The organism is Streptomyces sp. 1114.5, from assembly GCF_003635085.1.
Taxonomy (GTDB): domain Bacteria; phylum Actinomycetota; class Actinomycetes; order Streptomycetales; family Streptomycetaceae; genus Kitasatospora.
Genome location: NZ_RBXE01000001.1, coordinates 4,624,838 through 4,638,617 on the forward strand (window position 1 = coordinate 4,624,838; position 13,780 = coordinate 4,638,617).

Genomic DNA, 13,780 nt, shown 5'->3' on the forward strand with positions numbered 1-13,780 from the left:
AAGTCGCCGAGCTGGGGCGATGCGGAGATGTCATACCTCGTTCACGATTGGTCTAGGCCAATGTGAGAAGCTGAGGGCGAACGGCCACGTTCCGTCCGCTGCCCAGGGGGGCCATTTCCGCATGCCCGCACTCCATGGCACCGCCATGCCCGCGCCCGACGCCGGTCCGCGCCCGACGCCCCCGGACCCCGACCTCCGACTGCCCCGCCCGCCCGACGACGAGGAGCTCTACTGGTACTTCGGCCCGCAGCGCCGCTGGGTGCTGCTCTGCGCCACCCTCTCCTACGCGGGAGCCACCGCCACCCTCGGCTTGTTCGCCCTCAGCAAGCCACTGCTCTGGCCCTTCCTCCTGCTCACCGTCCTCAACGCGGCCACCTGGCTGCTCTCGCTCACCGACGGCCAACGCGCCCGCCGCTACACCCGCGACTCGCACGACCTGCTGATGCGCGCCTGGCAGCCCGCCCACCACCCCGGCGTGGACCTCCTGCTGCCCACCGCCGGCGAACCGCTGGCCGTCCTGGACAACGCCTACCGCCACACCGCCGCCGTCCGCTGGCCCGGCGAACTCACCGTCCTCGTCCTCGACGACGCCGACCGCCCCGAGGTCCGCCGACTCGCCGAGTCCTACGGCTTCCAGTACCGCGCCCGCCCCGACCGCGGCCGCTTCAAGAAGGCCGGCAACCTCAACCACGGGCTGGCCGAGGGCAGCGGTGAGATCATCGCCGTCCTCGACGCCGACTTCTGCCCCCGCCCCGACTTCCTGCACCACCTGGTGCCCTACCTCGACAACCCCGGGGTCGGCATCGTCCAGAGTCCGCAGTGCTTCGACACCGACGCCGACATGTCCTGGCTCGAACGCGCCGCCGGAGCCACCCAGGAGATCTTCTACCGCTGGATCCAGCCCTCCCGGGACGCCCAGGACGGCACCGTCTGCTGCGGCACCAACGCCCTCTACCGGCGCGCCGCCCTGCAGCGGATCGGCGGCTTCGCCGAGATCGACCACAGTGAGGACCTCTACACCGGCCTCGCCCTCGCCCGCGCCGGCTGGGCCACCCGCTACGTGCCCGCGCTGGTCGCCAAGGGCATGTCGCCCACCGGCCTGCCCGCCTTCATCAGCCAGCAGTACCGCTGGTGCCTCGGCTCCCTCGCCCTCGTCCGCGACCCCGGCTTCCGGCGCGGTCCGCTGTCGAAGTCCGCCCGGCTCTGCTTCTGGAACGGCATCCTCGGCTACGTCACCAGTGCCGTGAACGTCTTCGCCGTACCGCTGCCCGCCCTGATCATGCTGTTCTTCCGGCCCGCCGAGATCGCCCCCTGGCAGGTGCTCCCCTTCCTGCCGCCGATCTGGGTCGCCCTGGTGCTGCTGCCCGCGATGTCCCGCACCCGCTGGCGCTTCGAGGTCACCCGGGTCCAACTCCTGGGCGGGCTCTGCCACATCGTCGCCATCGCGCACGCGCTGCGCCGCCGCTCCGCCGACTGGGTGCCCACCGGCGCCGTGTCGGGCGGCAGTTCACTCGCCCGTGCCGTCGCCCGGATCGGGGTCGGCTGGCTCGGATTCGTCGTCCTCGCGGGCGCCGCCGGACTCGTCCGGGCCGCACTGCTGCACGGTTGGCGGCCGTACTGGGCGCTCGCCGCACTGCTGGCGCTCACCGCGTACACCATGATCCCGCTGATCAGGGCCCTGTGGCCGCTCCTGAACGGTGCGAACGGCGGCAAGAGTGCGAACGGCGGCAAGGGGGCCGACGGCGGCAAGGGCGCCGCTGTCGGAGAGATCGCCGCGCCCGCCCGGGGCCGCTCGAACCTCGGGTTCGGACGGGCCGAAGCCGTCGCCGTCACCGCCGTGCTGCTGCTCTGCGGGCTGCTGGCGTCGGGCTGGGCCGATCCGCTGATCTTCTGACGTTCCGTCAAGTCGCGCTTTCATTCCGTCTGTTGAGTTCAACTGCGCGTCGCCCCACCGGCGCGGACTCCGCCCGGCCGCCCCATCGGCCCGGCGGCCCGACCACCGCTGCCAGCCTGCAAGGAGCGCCGCCGTGTCAACGGCCGTCCCGCCTTCGAACGCACCGTCCCGACCCGCCACGGCCACCGCCGACGACCTGCTGCCCGAGGTCGTCCGGGTGGACCGAGAACCGGCCGCCCCGAAGGGCGCCACCGCCGCCACCGTCGCCACCGCCGCCACCGCCGCCACCGCCGTCACTGGCGCCACCGTCGCCGAGAGCGGGCCACCCCGCCGGCGCACCGCCTTCCGCCCCGACATCGAGGGGCTGCGCGGCATCGCCGTGCTGTCCGTCCTCGCCTTCCACGCCGCCGTACCCGGCCTGACCGGCGGCTACGTCGGCGTCGACATCTTCTTCGTCATCTCCGGCTACCTGATCACCGGGCTGCTGCTCGCCCGACCGCTCGGCCTGTGGGACTTCGCCGCCCGCCGGGCCCGGCGCATCCTGCCCGCCGCCGCCACCGTCCTGGTCGCCACCGCCGCCGCCGGCGGCGCGCTGCTCGACCCGCTGCGCGGCACCGACCTCGCCCGCGACCTGATCGCCGTCGCCGGCCAGTACGCCAACTGGCGCTTCGTCGGCCAGCAGACCGACTACCTGGCCGCCGACCGCGACCCCAGCCCGCTGCAGCACTTCTGGTCACTCGGCGTGGAGAACCAGTTCTACCTGCTCTGGGGCATCCTGCTGCTCGGCCTCGCCCGCCATCTGCACGGGCGGCTCCGCACCCTCGCGATCACCCTCGCAACCGTCACCATCGGCGCCCTCTCGCTGCTGCTCTGCCTGCGCTGGACCCACACCTCGGCGCCGCTCGCCTACTTCTCCACCGGCAGCCGGCTCTGGGAGTTCGCGGCGGGCGCCTGTGCGGCCCTCGCCGGCGGCGCGCTCGGCCCCCGTACCGAACGGAGCCCGGTGCCGTGGGTCCGGTGGGCACTGCGGCTGCTCGGCTGGCTCGGCCTGGCCGCCGTCCTCGCCCCGATCGCCCGCTACGACCGCGACACGCCGTTCCCCGGCGCCGCCGCCCTGCTGCCCGTCCTCGGCACCGCCGCCGTCCTGCTCGCCGGACACGGCCCGCTGCGCGCCGTCGACGCCGGACGCCTGCTCGCCACCCGTCCGCTGCGTGCCGCCGGGCGCCTCTCCTACACCTGGTACCTCTGGCACTGGCCGGTGCTGACCATCGCCCAGGCCCGGTACGGCGCCCTGCCCTGGCCCGTCCTGGTCGCGCTCACGGCGGCGAGCGCGCTGCCCGCCTGGCTCACCCTGCGGCTGGTCGAACAGCCGCTGCGGTACGGCAGCAGCCCGGCGCCCCGGCGCGGGCTCGCGGTCGGCGCCAGCGCCCTCGCCATCCCGCTGATCGCCGCCCTCACCCTCGGCGGCGGCACCGTACGCGCCCTCGGCGACGCCCCCGCCGGACCCACGGCCGCCCCCGCCGGAGCCGCCGACGGCCCAGGCCTGCTCGCCCCCGGCACCCGGGTGCTCGCCCTCACACCCCCGCTCGCCCGCGCCCGGCAGGACTTCCCGCCCGGCAAGGGCTGCGAGATCCCGCTCAACGCCGACAGCAGCCCCCGCTGCCTCTTCGGCACCGAGCACAGCCCCGACCGGATCGTGCTGCTCGGCGACTCCCACGCCGGCCAGTGGATATCCGCCGCCCTCGCCATGGCCGACCAGCGGCACTGGGCGCTGGAAGTCCTCGTCAAGCCCGGCTGCCCGCTGGCCACCCTCACCGTGCGCAACACCGTCCTCGGCCGAACCTTCGACGAATGCGACCGCTGGCGCGAGAACACCCTCACCCGGCTCGCCACCGGGCCCAAGCCGCGCCTGGTCCTGATGGCCGGCCTCAACCGCTACGGCAGCCAGGAGGAACGCACCGAGGGCTGGACCCGCACCCTCGACCGGCTCACCGCGCTCGGCACCCCGCTCGCCTACCTCGGCGACACCCCGATGCCCGGCAAGGACATCCCGACCTGCCTGGCCGCCTCCGACGGGCGCTCCGACGCCTGCTCCTTCCCGCGCGACACCGCCTTCGAGCCCGACCCGATGCTCGACGGCGGACTCGCCGCCCGGTACGGCGTCCGGACCCTCGACCTCGGCCCGCTGCTCTGCCCCGGCACCGGGCCCTCCTGCCCGGCCGTGCTGGAGGGCGTCGTGCTGTACCGGGACACCGGGCACATCACCGACACCCTGGCGCGGGTGCTGGCGCCCCGGCTGGACCAGGGGGTGCTCGGGGCGTCCGGCGGTTTCTAGTGGGGGGCTTCCGGTGCTTCGGCGGCTCAGCCGTAGACGCCGCGGCAGAGCCGGGCCTGCTCCGAGCCGGCCGGCCAGCGGCCGACGCGTTCGGCCTGGTCGCAGATGGTGCCCGGGCCGACGCCCGGCATCGCCGCGCCCGCCCCCGGGCCACCCGGGGCGGGCGCGCCCGACGCCCCGTGGGCCGGTGCCGTGGCGTGCGGGCTGTGGCCTGGCCTCGGCCGCGCACTCGCAGAGCCGTGCTGGGCGTCCGCCACCCCGGCCTCGGGCGTGGGGGCCGCGGTCTCCGCCGTCTTCGCGTCACCCGGCCCGCCCGTGGCGCCGGAGGCCGGGACGGGGGCCGGCAGGGGCGAGGGCGCGGGCGTGGCGGGCGGCGGGGAGACCGGCAGCAGCCGAGCGGCCGGGTCCGAGGCCGGGCCGGAGGCCGGGTCCGAGACGGACGGGGAGGCCCCCGGCATCGCCGTCACCTGCAGGTCGTCACCCGAGCCCGGCCCGCACATCACCAGGACCGACGCCAGCACCGCACCCGTCCCGACCGCCGCGGCCGCCCAGGCCTTGCGCGAACGCCGCGGCGGCCGGGCCAGTGGGGGCGGCGGAGGCGGAGGAGTCATCGGGACGGGAGGCGGCTGCCACGCGTCCCGCGGCCACTGCCACTGCCCTCCGGTGGGCTGCCCAGTCATCTGCTCGTCCTTCCCGCGGCCCCCCGGCGTACCTTTCCGGTGCTCAACGAGCGCGCCGACGCCGGGACATGACCCGGAAGAGGGGTCTGAGCGGGCGCTGATTGCCACCGCACCACATGCTTGGGGTCATGGAGACCAACAGCACGTCCGCGCCCCTGGTCGAGGTGGCCGAGTTCCGGACCGACAGCCGCTACCGCCTCGTCCACTTCGAGGGCCACGGCTGGGAGCCGCTCGCACCGGAGGAGTTCGAGCCGCGCGTCCACCAGCTCTTCCCCGACCTCGACCCGCACGACCCCCAACGGGTCCAGTGGGCCGACCGCCCCTGGGAGTGGCCCGCCTGGCACCCCGGCGAGGCCTGAACGCAGGCTCCGCAGTAGTCCCGGCACCGTTAGGCTGAGCGGGTGAGTGTGGATCACTTCTGGTGTCGTCTGCCCGGGCAGGCCCTGGACAGCTGTTCGGCCGCGGAACTGGGCGACCTCGTGCCCCGGCACCGCGACGGCCGGTACGACCGGATGGCCGCCGCCGGGCTCGCCCTCGGCGTCCGGCGAACCGCCGTCCTGATGGAACTCGCGCTCACCGAGAACGGCCTGCACCCCGACCCGGCCGCCCGGCTCCCCGTCTACGGCGGGGCGCGGCGCGAACCCGGCACCGCGATGCCGGTGCTGCGCCCCGAACAGGTCACGGCGGCCTCCGCCTTCCTGCGCGGCTCGGCGCTCGGCGAACTGGTCCGGCAACAGGACACCGTGCTCGCCCGCACCGTCGAGGACCTCGGCTACCCGACGCCCTGGTCCGAGGCCTGGGCCGCCGCCGTCGTCAACGACCTGCGCGAACTACGGGACTTCTTCGCTGCGGCGGCCGCCGCCGGGGACGCGGTGGTCGTCCGGGAGGCCGAGTGACCACCCCGGCCTTCCCGGCCGGCACGGCCATCCCGGCCTTCCCGGCCGGCACGGCGGGCTACGGCGAAGAGGCCGAACAACTCGCCGTCCAGTACGAGAGCGTGAGCTTCGCCGAGGTCCACCGCGAACTGCTGCACCACTACCCGGCGCCACCCGCCGCCGTCCTCGACATCGGCGCCGGCACCGGCCGCGATGCCGCCGCCCTCGCCGCGCTCGGCCACCGGGTGGTGGCCGTCGAACCGACCCCCGAACTCCGCGCCGTCGGCGCACGGTTGCACCCCGGCGTGGACCTCCGCTGGATCGCGGACGCGCTGCCCGGGCTCCCGCTGCTCCGCGCCGAGGGCGAGCGCTACGACCTCGTGCTGCTCACCGCGGTGTGGATGCACCTGACCCCCGCCGAACGCCCGCCCGCGATGGCCAAACTCGCCGCTCTCCTCACCCCCGGCGGCCGCCTCGCCCTCACCGTCCGCCACGGCCCCGTCCCACCCGGCCGCCACATGGTCGACCTCCCGCCCGAGCACACCACCGACCTCGCCGCCGCCTGCGGCCTGCGCCTCCTGCACCACGGCCACCGGCCCGACCTGCACGGCCGTGCCGGGGTGCACTGGACCTCGCTGGTGTTCGAACTTCCCGGCTGAGATCCGGTACGTTCGGTGGTGCGGTCCAACACGTCGCTGCCACAGAGGAGTTCGGGGTGCAGGCTTCGGGCGGGGGCGTCCACAACGAGATGTCGGACGTGACGGCCCGGGTCGCCGTCCAGGCGCAGGTCGCGAACTTCATCACCGTGGCGCCCGGGGCGGCGGTTCCGGAGCAGGTGGAGCGGTCCGAGGAGACGCAGCAGGTCGTGCTGCCGGACCTGCGGCGCTGCGCGGCGGCCCTCGGCGTGCCGCCGGGGGAGGTCGAGGCCGTGGCCGACTGGCTCGGCCGGATCGCGGCCGGCGACGCGCCCCGGCAGCCCTGCCCGGTCGCCCTGCCTCCCGACACGGCGAGGGAACTGGAGGCGTTCGCCACGCACCTCGTGCGCTTCGTAAGGCCGGAGCTGATGGTCACCGGGCGGAAGGTCTACCTGAGCAGGGGCAAGCTCGACGACATGTACGGCCTGCTCGCCCACCGCCTGGGGGACACGGACGATATCCGGCCGATCGTGCTGGAGGCGTACGATCCCCGAACCGGCTGACGAGCGAGGGGTTGCCGTGGATCCGGCCCGATGCCGGCGGAAGTTCGCGCTCCCTTCCGTGGATGAACCGGTGTGGCAAGGGTGTTGGGTGTGGTGTCAGTCCACCGGACCGCCACTGAAAGGCCCTTCTCATGTCCGTGTTGCGCCTCGGTGTCTCGCTCCAGCCACGCTGGCCGGTCGAGGACGGAACGGCCGTGCTCCGTGCCGCCTCGCAGGCCGAGCAGCTGGGCTTCGACCACGTGGCAGTCGGCAACCGCCTCCTGGACAGCGGATTCGGTCTCGACACCGACCCGCTCGTCCTGCTCTCGGCCGTCGCCGGTGCGACGACCCGCCTGCGGTTGCTGACGTCCGTGCTCGTCGCGCCGTACTATCCGGCGCTGGTGCTCGCCAACCAGGCGGCCACGCTGGACGTCGTGTCCGGCGGCCGCCTGATCCTGGGCGTCGGCACCGGGTGGAACCCTGACGAGTTCGAGGCCGTCGGCGTGCCCTCCCGAGAACGAGGCGCCCGCACCGACGACCATCTCGCAGCCGCCAGGGCCCTGTGGACGAATCGTCCCGCCGACTTCGAGGGGCCGTTCACGACCTTGCGCGCGGCCCGCCTGGGGGTGCCGCCGGTGACCCGAGGCGGCCCGCCGGTGTGGGTCGGCGGCCACAGTGACGCCGCGCTGCGCCGCGCACTGCGGTTCGGCGACGGCTGGTACGGCACCGGCGTCGACGCCGCGGACCTCGCCGACGTACGGCGCCGTCTCCGTGAGCTCGCCGAAACCGAAGAGCGAGCCGACCGTCTGACGCTCGCTTCGGCCGTGTTCCTCACGCCTCCCGGGATTCCTGCGGTCGTCCCGCCGCCGGGGCAGCCCCTCGGCGGCCTTGCGCCCACCGCGGCGACCGTCGTCGACGCTTTGGGGAAGCTCGCGGAATCGGGTCTCGCCGTCTGCACCCTGTGGCTTCCCGTGGCGGCTGACCACGTGGAACGGGCGATGCAGTGGATCGCGTCCGCGGTCATGCCGCAGCTCGGCTGATCCACGGCGTTGTCGTCGCCGACGGAGTGGACGAAGCAGTGGCTGTGGGAACTGATGCGCAGGAAGTCGGGCGGGCCGACTTCCTGCGCAAGGTCCGGGAGCAGCCTCACTTCGTGCCGAAGTCCTCCTCGACCAGGCGGGTGGCCCAGCGGGTGAGGGCGGGGGCGACGGGTGGCTGGGTGAGGCCGGCTGCGGCGCTGAGGTGGTCGGCGGAGGTGGTGTCGTAGCGGTCCTCGGAGAGGAAGGTGAGGGTCTCCGGGTCGGCGCCGGTGAGGGCGCGGGGGAGACGGCGGACGAGCGGGACGGGGACCAGGCCGCGGGGTGGGCGGACGCCGAGGTGGGTGGCGAGGAGGGCGATCAGCTCGGGGAGGAGGGGGGTGTCGGGGTCGAGGACGGTGTGGGCCTGGACGGGGGCGCGGTCGTGGTCGGGCACGACGGCGAGGAAACGGGCCAGGTGGTCGACGGTGACGACGGGCAGGAAGGTGCGCCGGGTGCCGGGCAGCAGGGGGAGGCGGCCGCGGTGGAGCCGGCGGACCAGCTGGGCCAGGCCGAGGTACTGGCCGGCCTCGCCGGTGCGCGAGTGGCCGATCACGCTGCTCGGGTTGACGGTGGTGAGGGGGACGCCGAGGCGGGGTGCGGTGACGCGGACGGCGGCGTCGCCGAGTTGCTTGGACGCCTCGTACGCGCCGAGGCGGGTGTAGAGGGCGGCGGTGGCGCGCTCGTCCAGCGGATGGCGCGGCTGGGGGTCGCGGCCGACCCGGTAGCCGGACAGGTGGACCAGGCGGCGCAGCCGGGGACGGGTCGCGGACCACTCCAGTGCGTGCAGGGCGCCGTGGACGTTGGCGGGCTCGGCCTGGGCGCGGGTGAGGCCGAAGTCGTAGCGGGCGGCGAGGTTGTGGACGTCGCGGACCTCGGTGAGCCGGGCGTCGTCCTCGGGGGAGAGGCCGAGGCCGGGGCGGGTGAGGTCGGCGGCGACGGTGGTCAGGGCGGCGTCGTCGGCGTCGTGGGCGCGCAGCCAGTGGCGGAGGGCGGCCGCGCGGTCGCTGTCGCGGACGGCGGCGGCCACGGGCTCGCCGCGGAAGAGGAGTTCGAGGAGGAGCCAGCGGCCGAGGAAGCCGGTGGCGCCGAGGACGAGGGTGCGGGGCGGGGTGCGGGGTGGGAGGGGCGCCATGCGGTACTCCAGGAGTCGGGAATCAGTAGACCGGTCTGCATATTTTTTGGGCGCACGAGGACGGGTGCGCCGCTCGGTGTGCGGCGCGCCCGTCGGCCCCGTGCCGCTACTTGATGCCGAGCAGGTGCCGGACGGCGTGCCGGGCGTGGTCCAGGGGCTCGCGGCTGCGTCGGACGGAGGCGAGCAGGACGGCGCCCTCCAGCAGGGCGAGGGTCTGGCCGGCGGCGGTCTCGGCCTCGGCCGGGCCGAAGCCTTCAGCCTCCAGGCGGGCGGTCAGGACCTGCTGCCAGCTCGCGTACACCTCGGCGCAGACGGTCCGCAGCGCCTCGTTGGTGCCCGCCGTCTCCAGGGCGACGGTCGCGATCGGGCAGCCGCTGGCGTAGTCGGACTGCGCCAGGCGCTCGGCGAAGGCCTCGATGAGGCGGTCGGCGAGGGTGGCGGTGTCGGCGCCCTCGGCGGCCAGGGCGGCGATCAGTGCCTCGACCTCCTGGCCGGCCTCGGTGAGGGCGGCCGCCACCAACTGGTCCTTGCCGCCGGGGAAGTGGAAGTAGAGCGAGCCGCGCGGTGCGCCGGTGCCGGCCACGATCCGGTTCAGGCCCGTCCCGAAGTAGCCCTGTGCCTCGATCAGTTCCCTGGTGCCGGCGATCAGCCGGGCCCGGGTCTCCTCGCCCTTGACTCCCATGCGGCGATAGTAGACCGGTCTGCATATTTTTGTCGACGGGGCGTGGACAAGGTCTCGGCAGGCGCCAACAGGAGTCAGCAGGCCTCGAACAGGCCTCGAACAGGCGCCGGCAGGCGTCAAAAGCGCAGTGCGGCCGGGAATCCGGTCCAGCGCAGCTCCTCGGGCAGGTGGCCCTGGTCGTTCAGCAGCAGGACGGACGGTGGCCGGCCGGGGGCGTACCGCAGCACCGTCAGGCCCGCGTTGGCGACGTTGAGGCCGAGCCAGCGCCAGGCCGGGGCGTCCAGGGCGTGCCGGACCAGCCAGCCGACCAGGAAGGCGTGGGTGACGACCAGTTCGTGCCGCTCCTCGCCGCCCGCCACCGGCCCGGTGAACCGCTCGACCGCGCGCGGCGCCAGCACCGCACCGCTCGCGCACTCCTCCGGGGTGGCGTGCGACAGGAAATCCAGCAGGAACTCCGCACTGTCCTCGGGAAGTTCGGCCCGCTCGGGCAGGTACGGCAGGTAGTCCCCGGCCTCCTCGCACACCGTCGGGAGCACGCCGTCCAACTGCTCCGCGACCAGCCGCGCGGTCTCGGCGGCCCGGGGCAGCGGGCCGTGGTGCACCGCCGTGATCGGCCGGCCCGCCAGCCGCCGGCCCAGCAGGGTGGCCTGCCGGCGCCCGGCGGCGGTCAGCCCGCCGCCCTCGGTGTGCGCGGCCTCGCCGTGGCGGGCCAGGTAGAGGTAGCGGGTGGCGTGGTCGGTCATGCCCCGGGACTCCTCGGCGATCATCGGTGCCTTGTCGTCCCGGAGCGACGCACCACGAGCCTCGGCCGGTTCCGGCTCGGTCGGCGTGGGCCCGACCGGTCGGTGTCGGTTCAGCCGGCGTGGGCCTCGTCCAGCAGGGCCAGTTCCTCGGCGGTCAGCCGCAGTTCGCCGGCGGCGATGTTGTCCTCCAGGTGCGCCACGTCGCCGGTGCCGGGGATGGCCAGGACGTGTGGGCCCCGGTGCAGCGTCCAGGCCAGCCGCACCTGCGCGGTGCTGATCCCGCGGGCCTCGGCCACCGCCCGTACCTGCGTGGGTTCGGCCTCGCTCGCGCCGCTCGCGCCGCCCTCCCGCCCCGCGCCGGCGATCGCGTAGAAGGGGACGAAGGCGATGCCCTGCTCGCCGCAGAGCCGCAGCAGCTCGTCCTGTTCGGGCGAGGCGCCGATGCCGTACGGGTTCTGCACGCACACCACGGGGGCGATGGCCTGCGCCTCGGCGAGCTGGTGCGGGCGGACGTTGGAGAGGCCGAGGTGGCGGATCAGCCCGGCCTGCCGCAACTCGGCGAGGGCGCCGAAGCGTTCGGCGACGGAGTCGGTGCCGTGGATCCGCAGGTTGACCAGGTCGAGGTGGTCGCGGCCGAGCTCGCGCAGGTTCTGCTCGACCTGGGCGCGCAGCCGCTCGGGGGTGCGGGCGTGCTCCGCCCACTCGCCGTCGAGGCCGCGGGCCGGGCCGACCTTGGTGGCGATCACCAGGTCGTCGCCGTACGGCGCGAGCGCCCGGTTGATCAGCTCGTTGGCGGAGCGGAGCCGGGAGAAGTAGAAGGCGGCGGTGTCGATGTGGTTGACGCCGAGTTCGACCGCGCGGCGCAGCACCCGCAGGGCCTGCTCGCGGTCGCGCGGGACGGCGTGCGGGACGAGCGCCGGGCCGGTCTGCGGCAGGCGCATCGTGCCGAAGCCGATGCGGTGGACGGTGCGGTCGCCGAGCGTCCAGGTGCCGGAGGCGGCGGCGGTCACGGGGGTGGCGGCGGTCACGGGGGTGGTGGTTACGGGGGCGGTGGGGGTGGTCTCCGAAGTCATGTCGATCATGATCGGCAATGAACTAGCCTGACCGCCAATGATTCGAACATGTCTGAATCCACGGGGGTGCGGGCTTGGCGGCCGAACTGCTGTTCACGGCGGGTGACCTGGCGCGGATGCGCTTCGCCGTCTGCCCGATGTGGGAGGTCGGCCCGAGCCTGCGGCTGCTGGGCTCGGGGCTCGCCCACCCCGTCCACCGCCCCTGGGCGGAGCAGGTGCGGCCACGGCTGGCGACGCTCGGCCCGGCGTACGCCCTGCTCGCCGAGCTGGTCCCGCCCGCCGGGTACGTGCCGGACTTCCTCAACCCCACGCCCGCCGGGCCCGCCCCCACCCTGGATGAGGAGCTGGCCGCGATCCGGGCCACCCCGACCGGGCAGGTCCGCCGCGAGCTCGACCGGCTGCAGGACGACCGGCGTCAGGAGGGCCGCGGCGGCCTCGGCCCCCGGCTGCGCGCCCTGTACACAGACCCGGCCGCAGGGCTCGGCCGGCTCACCGAAGCGGTCGAGGCGTACTGGGAACTCGCGCTCGCCCCGTACTGGGCGCGGATCCGCGCCGTCCTGGATGCGGACGTGCTGCACCGCGCCCGCCAGGCCGCCGAACACGGCGCGGCGCACGCCCTGAACGACCTGCACACCGAACTCCGCTGGACCGAGGACACCCTGCGGCTGCGTCACCGCACCCGCCCGCTGCCGGGCCGCACCGCCGGGGCGGGCCTGCTGCTCGTCCCGTCCGCCTTCACCGGGCCCGCGCTCTACACCCGCCTCGTCCCGCCCGACCCGCTGCAGCTGGCGTACCCGGCCCGCGGCATCGGCAGCCTGTGGACCACGACCGCCCCGGTGGCGGGCACCGAGGCGCTGGCCGCCGTCCTCGGCCGCTCCCGCGCCCGGCTGCTGACGGAGCTCGTGGCCCCGGCCTCCACGACCGAACTCGCGCAGCGCACCGGGCTCTCCGCTTCGGCGGTCTCCCAGTACCTGACGGCCCTGCGGGACGCGCACCTGGTCAGCGCCCACCGGGCGGGGCGCTCGGTGCTGTACGCACGGACGGCGTCGGCGGAGGCGCTGCTGGCGCCGCTGGGGGAGAGATGACGATGTGTTCGTCCGCCTACCGTAATGTCGGCCGGGCGGCCCGGTGTCGTCTGGCCGGATCCGGCCGACGTCCGTAGCGTTCGATACATGACACCCAGCCGGCACCCCCGCCCCCGCCGGAGCGCCCTCGTCGCCGCCCTGCTCGCGGCCGCCTTCGGCACGGTGGCGCTCACCGGCGCCCCCGTACGGTCGGCGGTCCCGCAATCGGCCCCGCAGCAGGTCCCGCAGGCGGCAGCCGCGACCGGCGGGTGGCTCCGGCCGGCCGGTGCGCCGCCGACCGTCTTCGCCCACCGCGGCGCCTCCTCCGCCGCCCCCGAGAACACCCTGGTGTCCGACGAGGTGGCCCGCCGGGCCGGCGCCGCGTGGATCGAGGACGACGTGCAGCCCAGCAAGGACGGCGTCCCCTACGTCCTGCACGACGAGACCGTGGACCGCACCACCAATGGCACCGGCCGGATCCGCGACCTGACCGCCGCCCAGCTCGACGCACTGGACGCAGGCTCCTGGTTCGCCCCGGCCTACGCGGGCACCCGGCTGCCCACCCTCGCCGCCCAGCTGGAGGACCTGCGCACCCGGGGCGGCAAGCTGCTGCTGGAGATCAAGGGACCGCACACCCGCGACGAGGTCGCCCGGATCGTCCGCGAGGTCCGCGACCACGGCATGACCGACCGGGTCTTCGTCCAGAGCTTCGAGGTGGACGCTCTGCGCCACACCCGCGAACTGGCCCCCGAACTGCCGCTCGGCCTGCTGCGCTCCGCCCTGGACGCCGACCCGGTCGCCACCGCCCGCGAACTCGGCCTGGCCGCCTACAACCCCTCGGACGAAGCACTCTCCGCCCGCCCCGGAGCCCTCGCGGACCTGCACGCCGCCGGGATCGCCGTCAACGTCTGGACGGTCGACCAGCCCGCCCGCTGGAAGGCCCTCGCGGACGCCGGTGTGGACGGCATCATCACCAACCGCCCGGCGGAGCTGGCCGGTTGGACCGCGGCCTGGTCGCCGCCCGGAGCCGCCGGTTAGGCTGCCCG

Annotated in this window: 14 protein-coding genes; 9 read left to right on the plus strand and 5 right to left on the minus strand. The window is 75.0% G+C overall.

Going from position 1 to position 13,780, the window contains the following annotated elements; translation table 11 throughout:
• The first annotated feature begins 121 nt into the window (after nt 1–121).
• Together BX285_RS20550 and BX285_RS20555 are read left to right on the plus strand one after the other, a co-directional pair.
• The gene (locus BX285_RS20550; protein WP_310794224.1) at nt 122–1,894 is read left to right on the plus strand and encodes a glycosyltransferase family 2 protein; all 1,773 of its coding nucleotides are present in this window, start codon (nt 122–124) and stop codon (nt 1,892–1,894) included.
• A gap of 133 nt (nt 1,895–2,027) precedes the next feature.
• The gene (locus BX285_RS20555) at nt 2,028–4,229 is read left to right on the plus strand and encodes an acyltransferase family protein (protein WP_220783925.1); all 2,202 of its coding nucleotides are present in this window, start codon (nt 2,028–2,030) and stop codon (nt 4,227–4,229) included.
• Nucleotides 4,230–4,255: 26 nt separating this feature from the next.
• Here the strand turns inward: BX285_RS20555 and BX285_RS20560 are convergent, their stop codons facing one another.
• Nucleotides 4,256–4,909 carry a hypothetical protein gene (locus BX285_RS20560; RefSeq protein ID WP_147465199.1) on the minus strand — a complete coding sequence of 218 codons (654 nt, stop codon included), beginning with the start codon at nt 4,907–4,909 and terminating at the stop codon, nt 4,256–4,258.
• Nucleotides 4,910–5,037: 128 nt separating this feature from the next.
• Between BX285_RS20560 and BX285_RS20565 the strand changes: the two genes are divergently transcribed.
• The 5 genes from BX285_RS20565 to BX285_RS20585 all read left to right on the plus strand — a co-directional run bounded on the left by BX285_RS20565 (nt 5,038) and on the right by BX285_RS20585 (nt 8,001).
• Nucleotides 5,038–5,268: a hypothetical protein gene (locus BX285_RS20565; RefSeq protein WP_097239318.1), complete on the plus strand. Its 231-nt coding sequence runs from the start codon at nt 5,038–5,040 to the stop codon at nt 5,266–5,268.
• A gap of 42 nt (nt 5,269–5,310) precedes the next feature.
• Entirely contained in the window at nt 5,311–5,805 is a 495-nt protein-coding gene (locus BX285_RS20570; protein WP_143685861.1) for a hypothetical protein, read from the plus strand.
• Nucleotides 5,802–6,443 (plus strand): bifunctional 2-polyprenyl-6-hydroxyphenol methylase/3-demethylubiquinol 3-O-methyltransferase UbiG, encoded by a 642-nt coding sequence (locus BX285_RS20575; RefSeq protein ID WP_121176255.1) that lies wholly within the window; start codon nt 5,802–5,804, stop codon nt 6,441–6,443. The genes BX285_RS20570 and BX285_RS20575 overlap by 4 nt, the downstream gene beginning before the upstream one ends.
• Nucleotides 6,444–6,499: 56 nt before the next feature.
• Nucleotides 6,500–6,982, plus strand: a complete 483-nt coding sequence (locus BX285_RS20580) for a hypothetical protein (RefSeq protein WP_121176258.1) — start codon at nt 6,500–6,502, stop codon at nt 6,980–6,982.
• 131 nt (nt 6,983–7,113) lie between these two features.
• Nucleotides 7,114–8,001, plus strand: a complete 888-nt coding sequence (locus tag BX285_RS20585; RefSeq protein WP_310794225.1) for a TIGR03619 family F420-dependent LLM class oxidoreductase — start codon at nt 7,114–7,116, stop codon at nt 7,999–8,001.
• A gap of 106 nt (nt 8,002–8,107) precedes the next feature.
• Here BX285_RS20585 and BX285_RS20590 read toward each other — a convergent pair whose 3' ends face one another.
• The 4 genes from BX285_RS20590 to BX285_RS20605 all read right to left on the minus strand — a co-directional run bounded on the left by BX285_RS20590 (nt 8,108) and on the right by BX285_RS20605 (nt 11,670).
• Entirely contained in the window at nt 8,108–9,172 is a 1,065-nt protein-coding gene (locus tag BX285_RS20590) for an SDR family oxidoreductase (protein ID WP_121176260.1), read from the minus strand.
• 106 nt (nt 9,173–9,278) lie between these two features.
• A complete protein-coding gene (locus tag BX285_RS20595; RefSeq protein ID WP_097239322.1) occupies nt 9,279–9,854 on the minus strand; it encodes a TetR/AcrR family transcriptional regulator in 576 nt (191 codons plus the stop codon).
• A 116-nt stretch (nt 9,855–9,970) separates the two neighbouring features.
• Nucleotides 9,971–10,597 carry a histidine phosphatase family protein gene (locus BX285_RS20600; RefSeq protein ID WP_121177743.1) on the minus strand — a complete coding sequence of 209 codons (627 nt, stop codon included), beginning with the start codon at nt 10,595–10,597 and terminating at the stop codon, nt 9,971–9,973.
• Nucleotides 10,598–10,707: 110 nt separating this feature from the next.
• Entirely contained in the window at nt 10,708–11,670 is a 963-nt protein-coding gene (locus tag BX285_RS20605; RefSeq protein WP_183107118.1) for an oxidoreductase, read from the minus strand.
• A 74-nt stretch (nt 11,671–11,744) separates the two neighbouring features.
• On the opposite strand from BX285_RS20605, the gene BX285_RS20610 reads away from it, so the two are divergent.
• Together BX285_RS20610 and BX285_RS20615 are read left to right on the plus strand one after the other, a co-directional pair.
• Complete coding sequence (locus BX285_RS20610) at nt 11,745–12,755, plus strand: winged helix-turn-helix domain-containing protein (protein WP_257032931.1); 1,011 nt, start codon at nt 11,745–11,747, stop codon at nt 12,753–12,755.
• A gap of 87 nt (nt 12,756–12,842) precedes the next feature.
• Complete coding sequence (locus BX285_RS20615) at nt 12,843–13,772, plus strand: glycerophosphodiester phosphodiesterase family protein (RefSeq protein ID WP_220783926.1); 930 nt, start codon at nt 12,843–12,845, stop codon at nt 13,770–13,772.
• Nucleotides 13,773–13,780: the final 8 nt, after the last annotated feature.

Coding starts and splice junctions, on each gene's coding strand:
- BX285_RS20585 (WP_310794225.1), top strand. CDS start 7,114: ATGTCCGTGTTGCGCCTCGGTGTCTCGCTCCAGCCACGCTGGCCGGTC.
- BX285_RS20600 (WP_121177743.1), bottom strand. CDS start 10,597: ATGACCGACCACGCCACCCGCTACCTCTACCTGGCCCGCCACGGCGAG.
- BX285_RS20590 (WP_121176260.1), bottom strand. CDS start 9,172: ATGGCGCCCCTCCCACCCCGCACCCCGCCCCGCACCCTCGTCCTCGGC.
- BX285_RS20550 (WP_310794224.1), top strand. CDS start 122: ATGCCCGCACTCCATGGCACCGCCATGCCCGCGCCCGACGCCGGTCCG.
- BX285_RS20605 (WP_183107118.1), bottom strand. CDS start 11,670: ATGACTTCGGAGACCACCCCCACCGCCCCCGTAACCACCACCCCCGTG.
- BX285_RS20560 (WP_147465199.1), bottom strand. CDS start 4,909: ATGACTGGGCAGCCCACCGGAGGGCAGTGGCAGTGGCCGCGGGACGCG.
- BX285_RS20615 (WP_220783926.1), top strand. CDS start 12,843: ATGACACCCAGCCGGCACCCCCGCCCCCGCCGGAGCGCCCTCGTCGCC.
- BX285_RS20565 (WP_097239318.1), top strand. CDS start 5,038: ATGGAGACCAACAGCACGTCCGCGCCCCTGGTCGAGGTGGCCGAGTTC.
- BX285_RS20595 (WP_097239322.1), bottom strand. CDS start 9,854: ATGGGAGTCAAGGGCGAGGAGACCCGGGCCCGGCTGATCGCCGGCACC.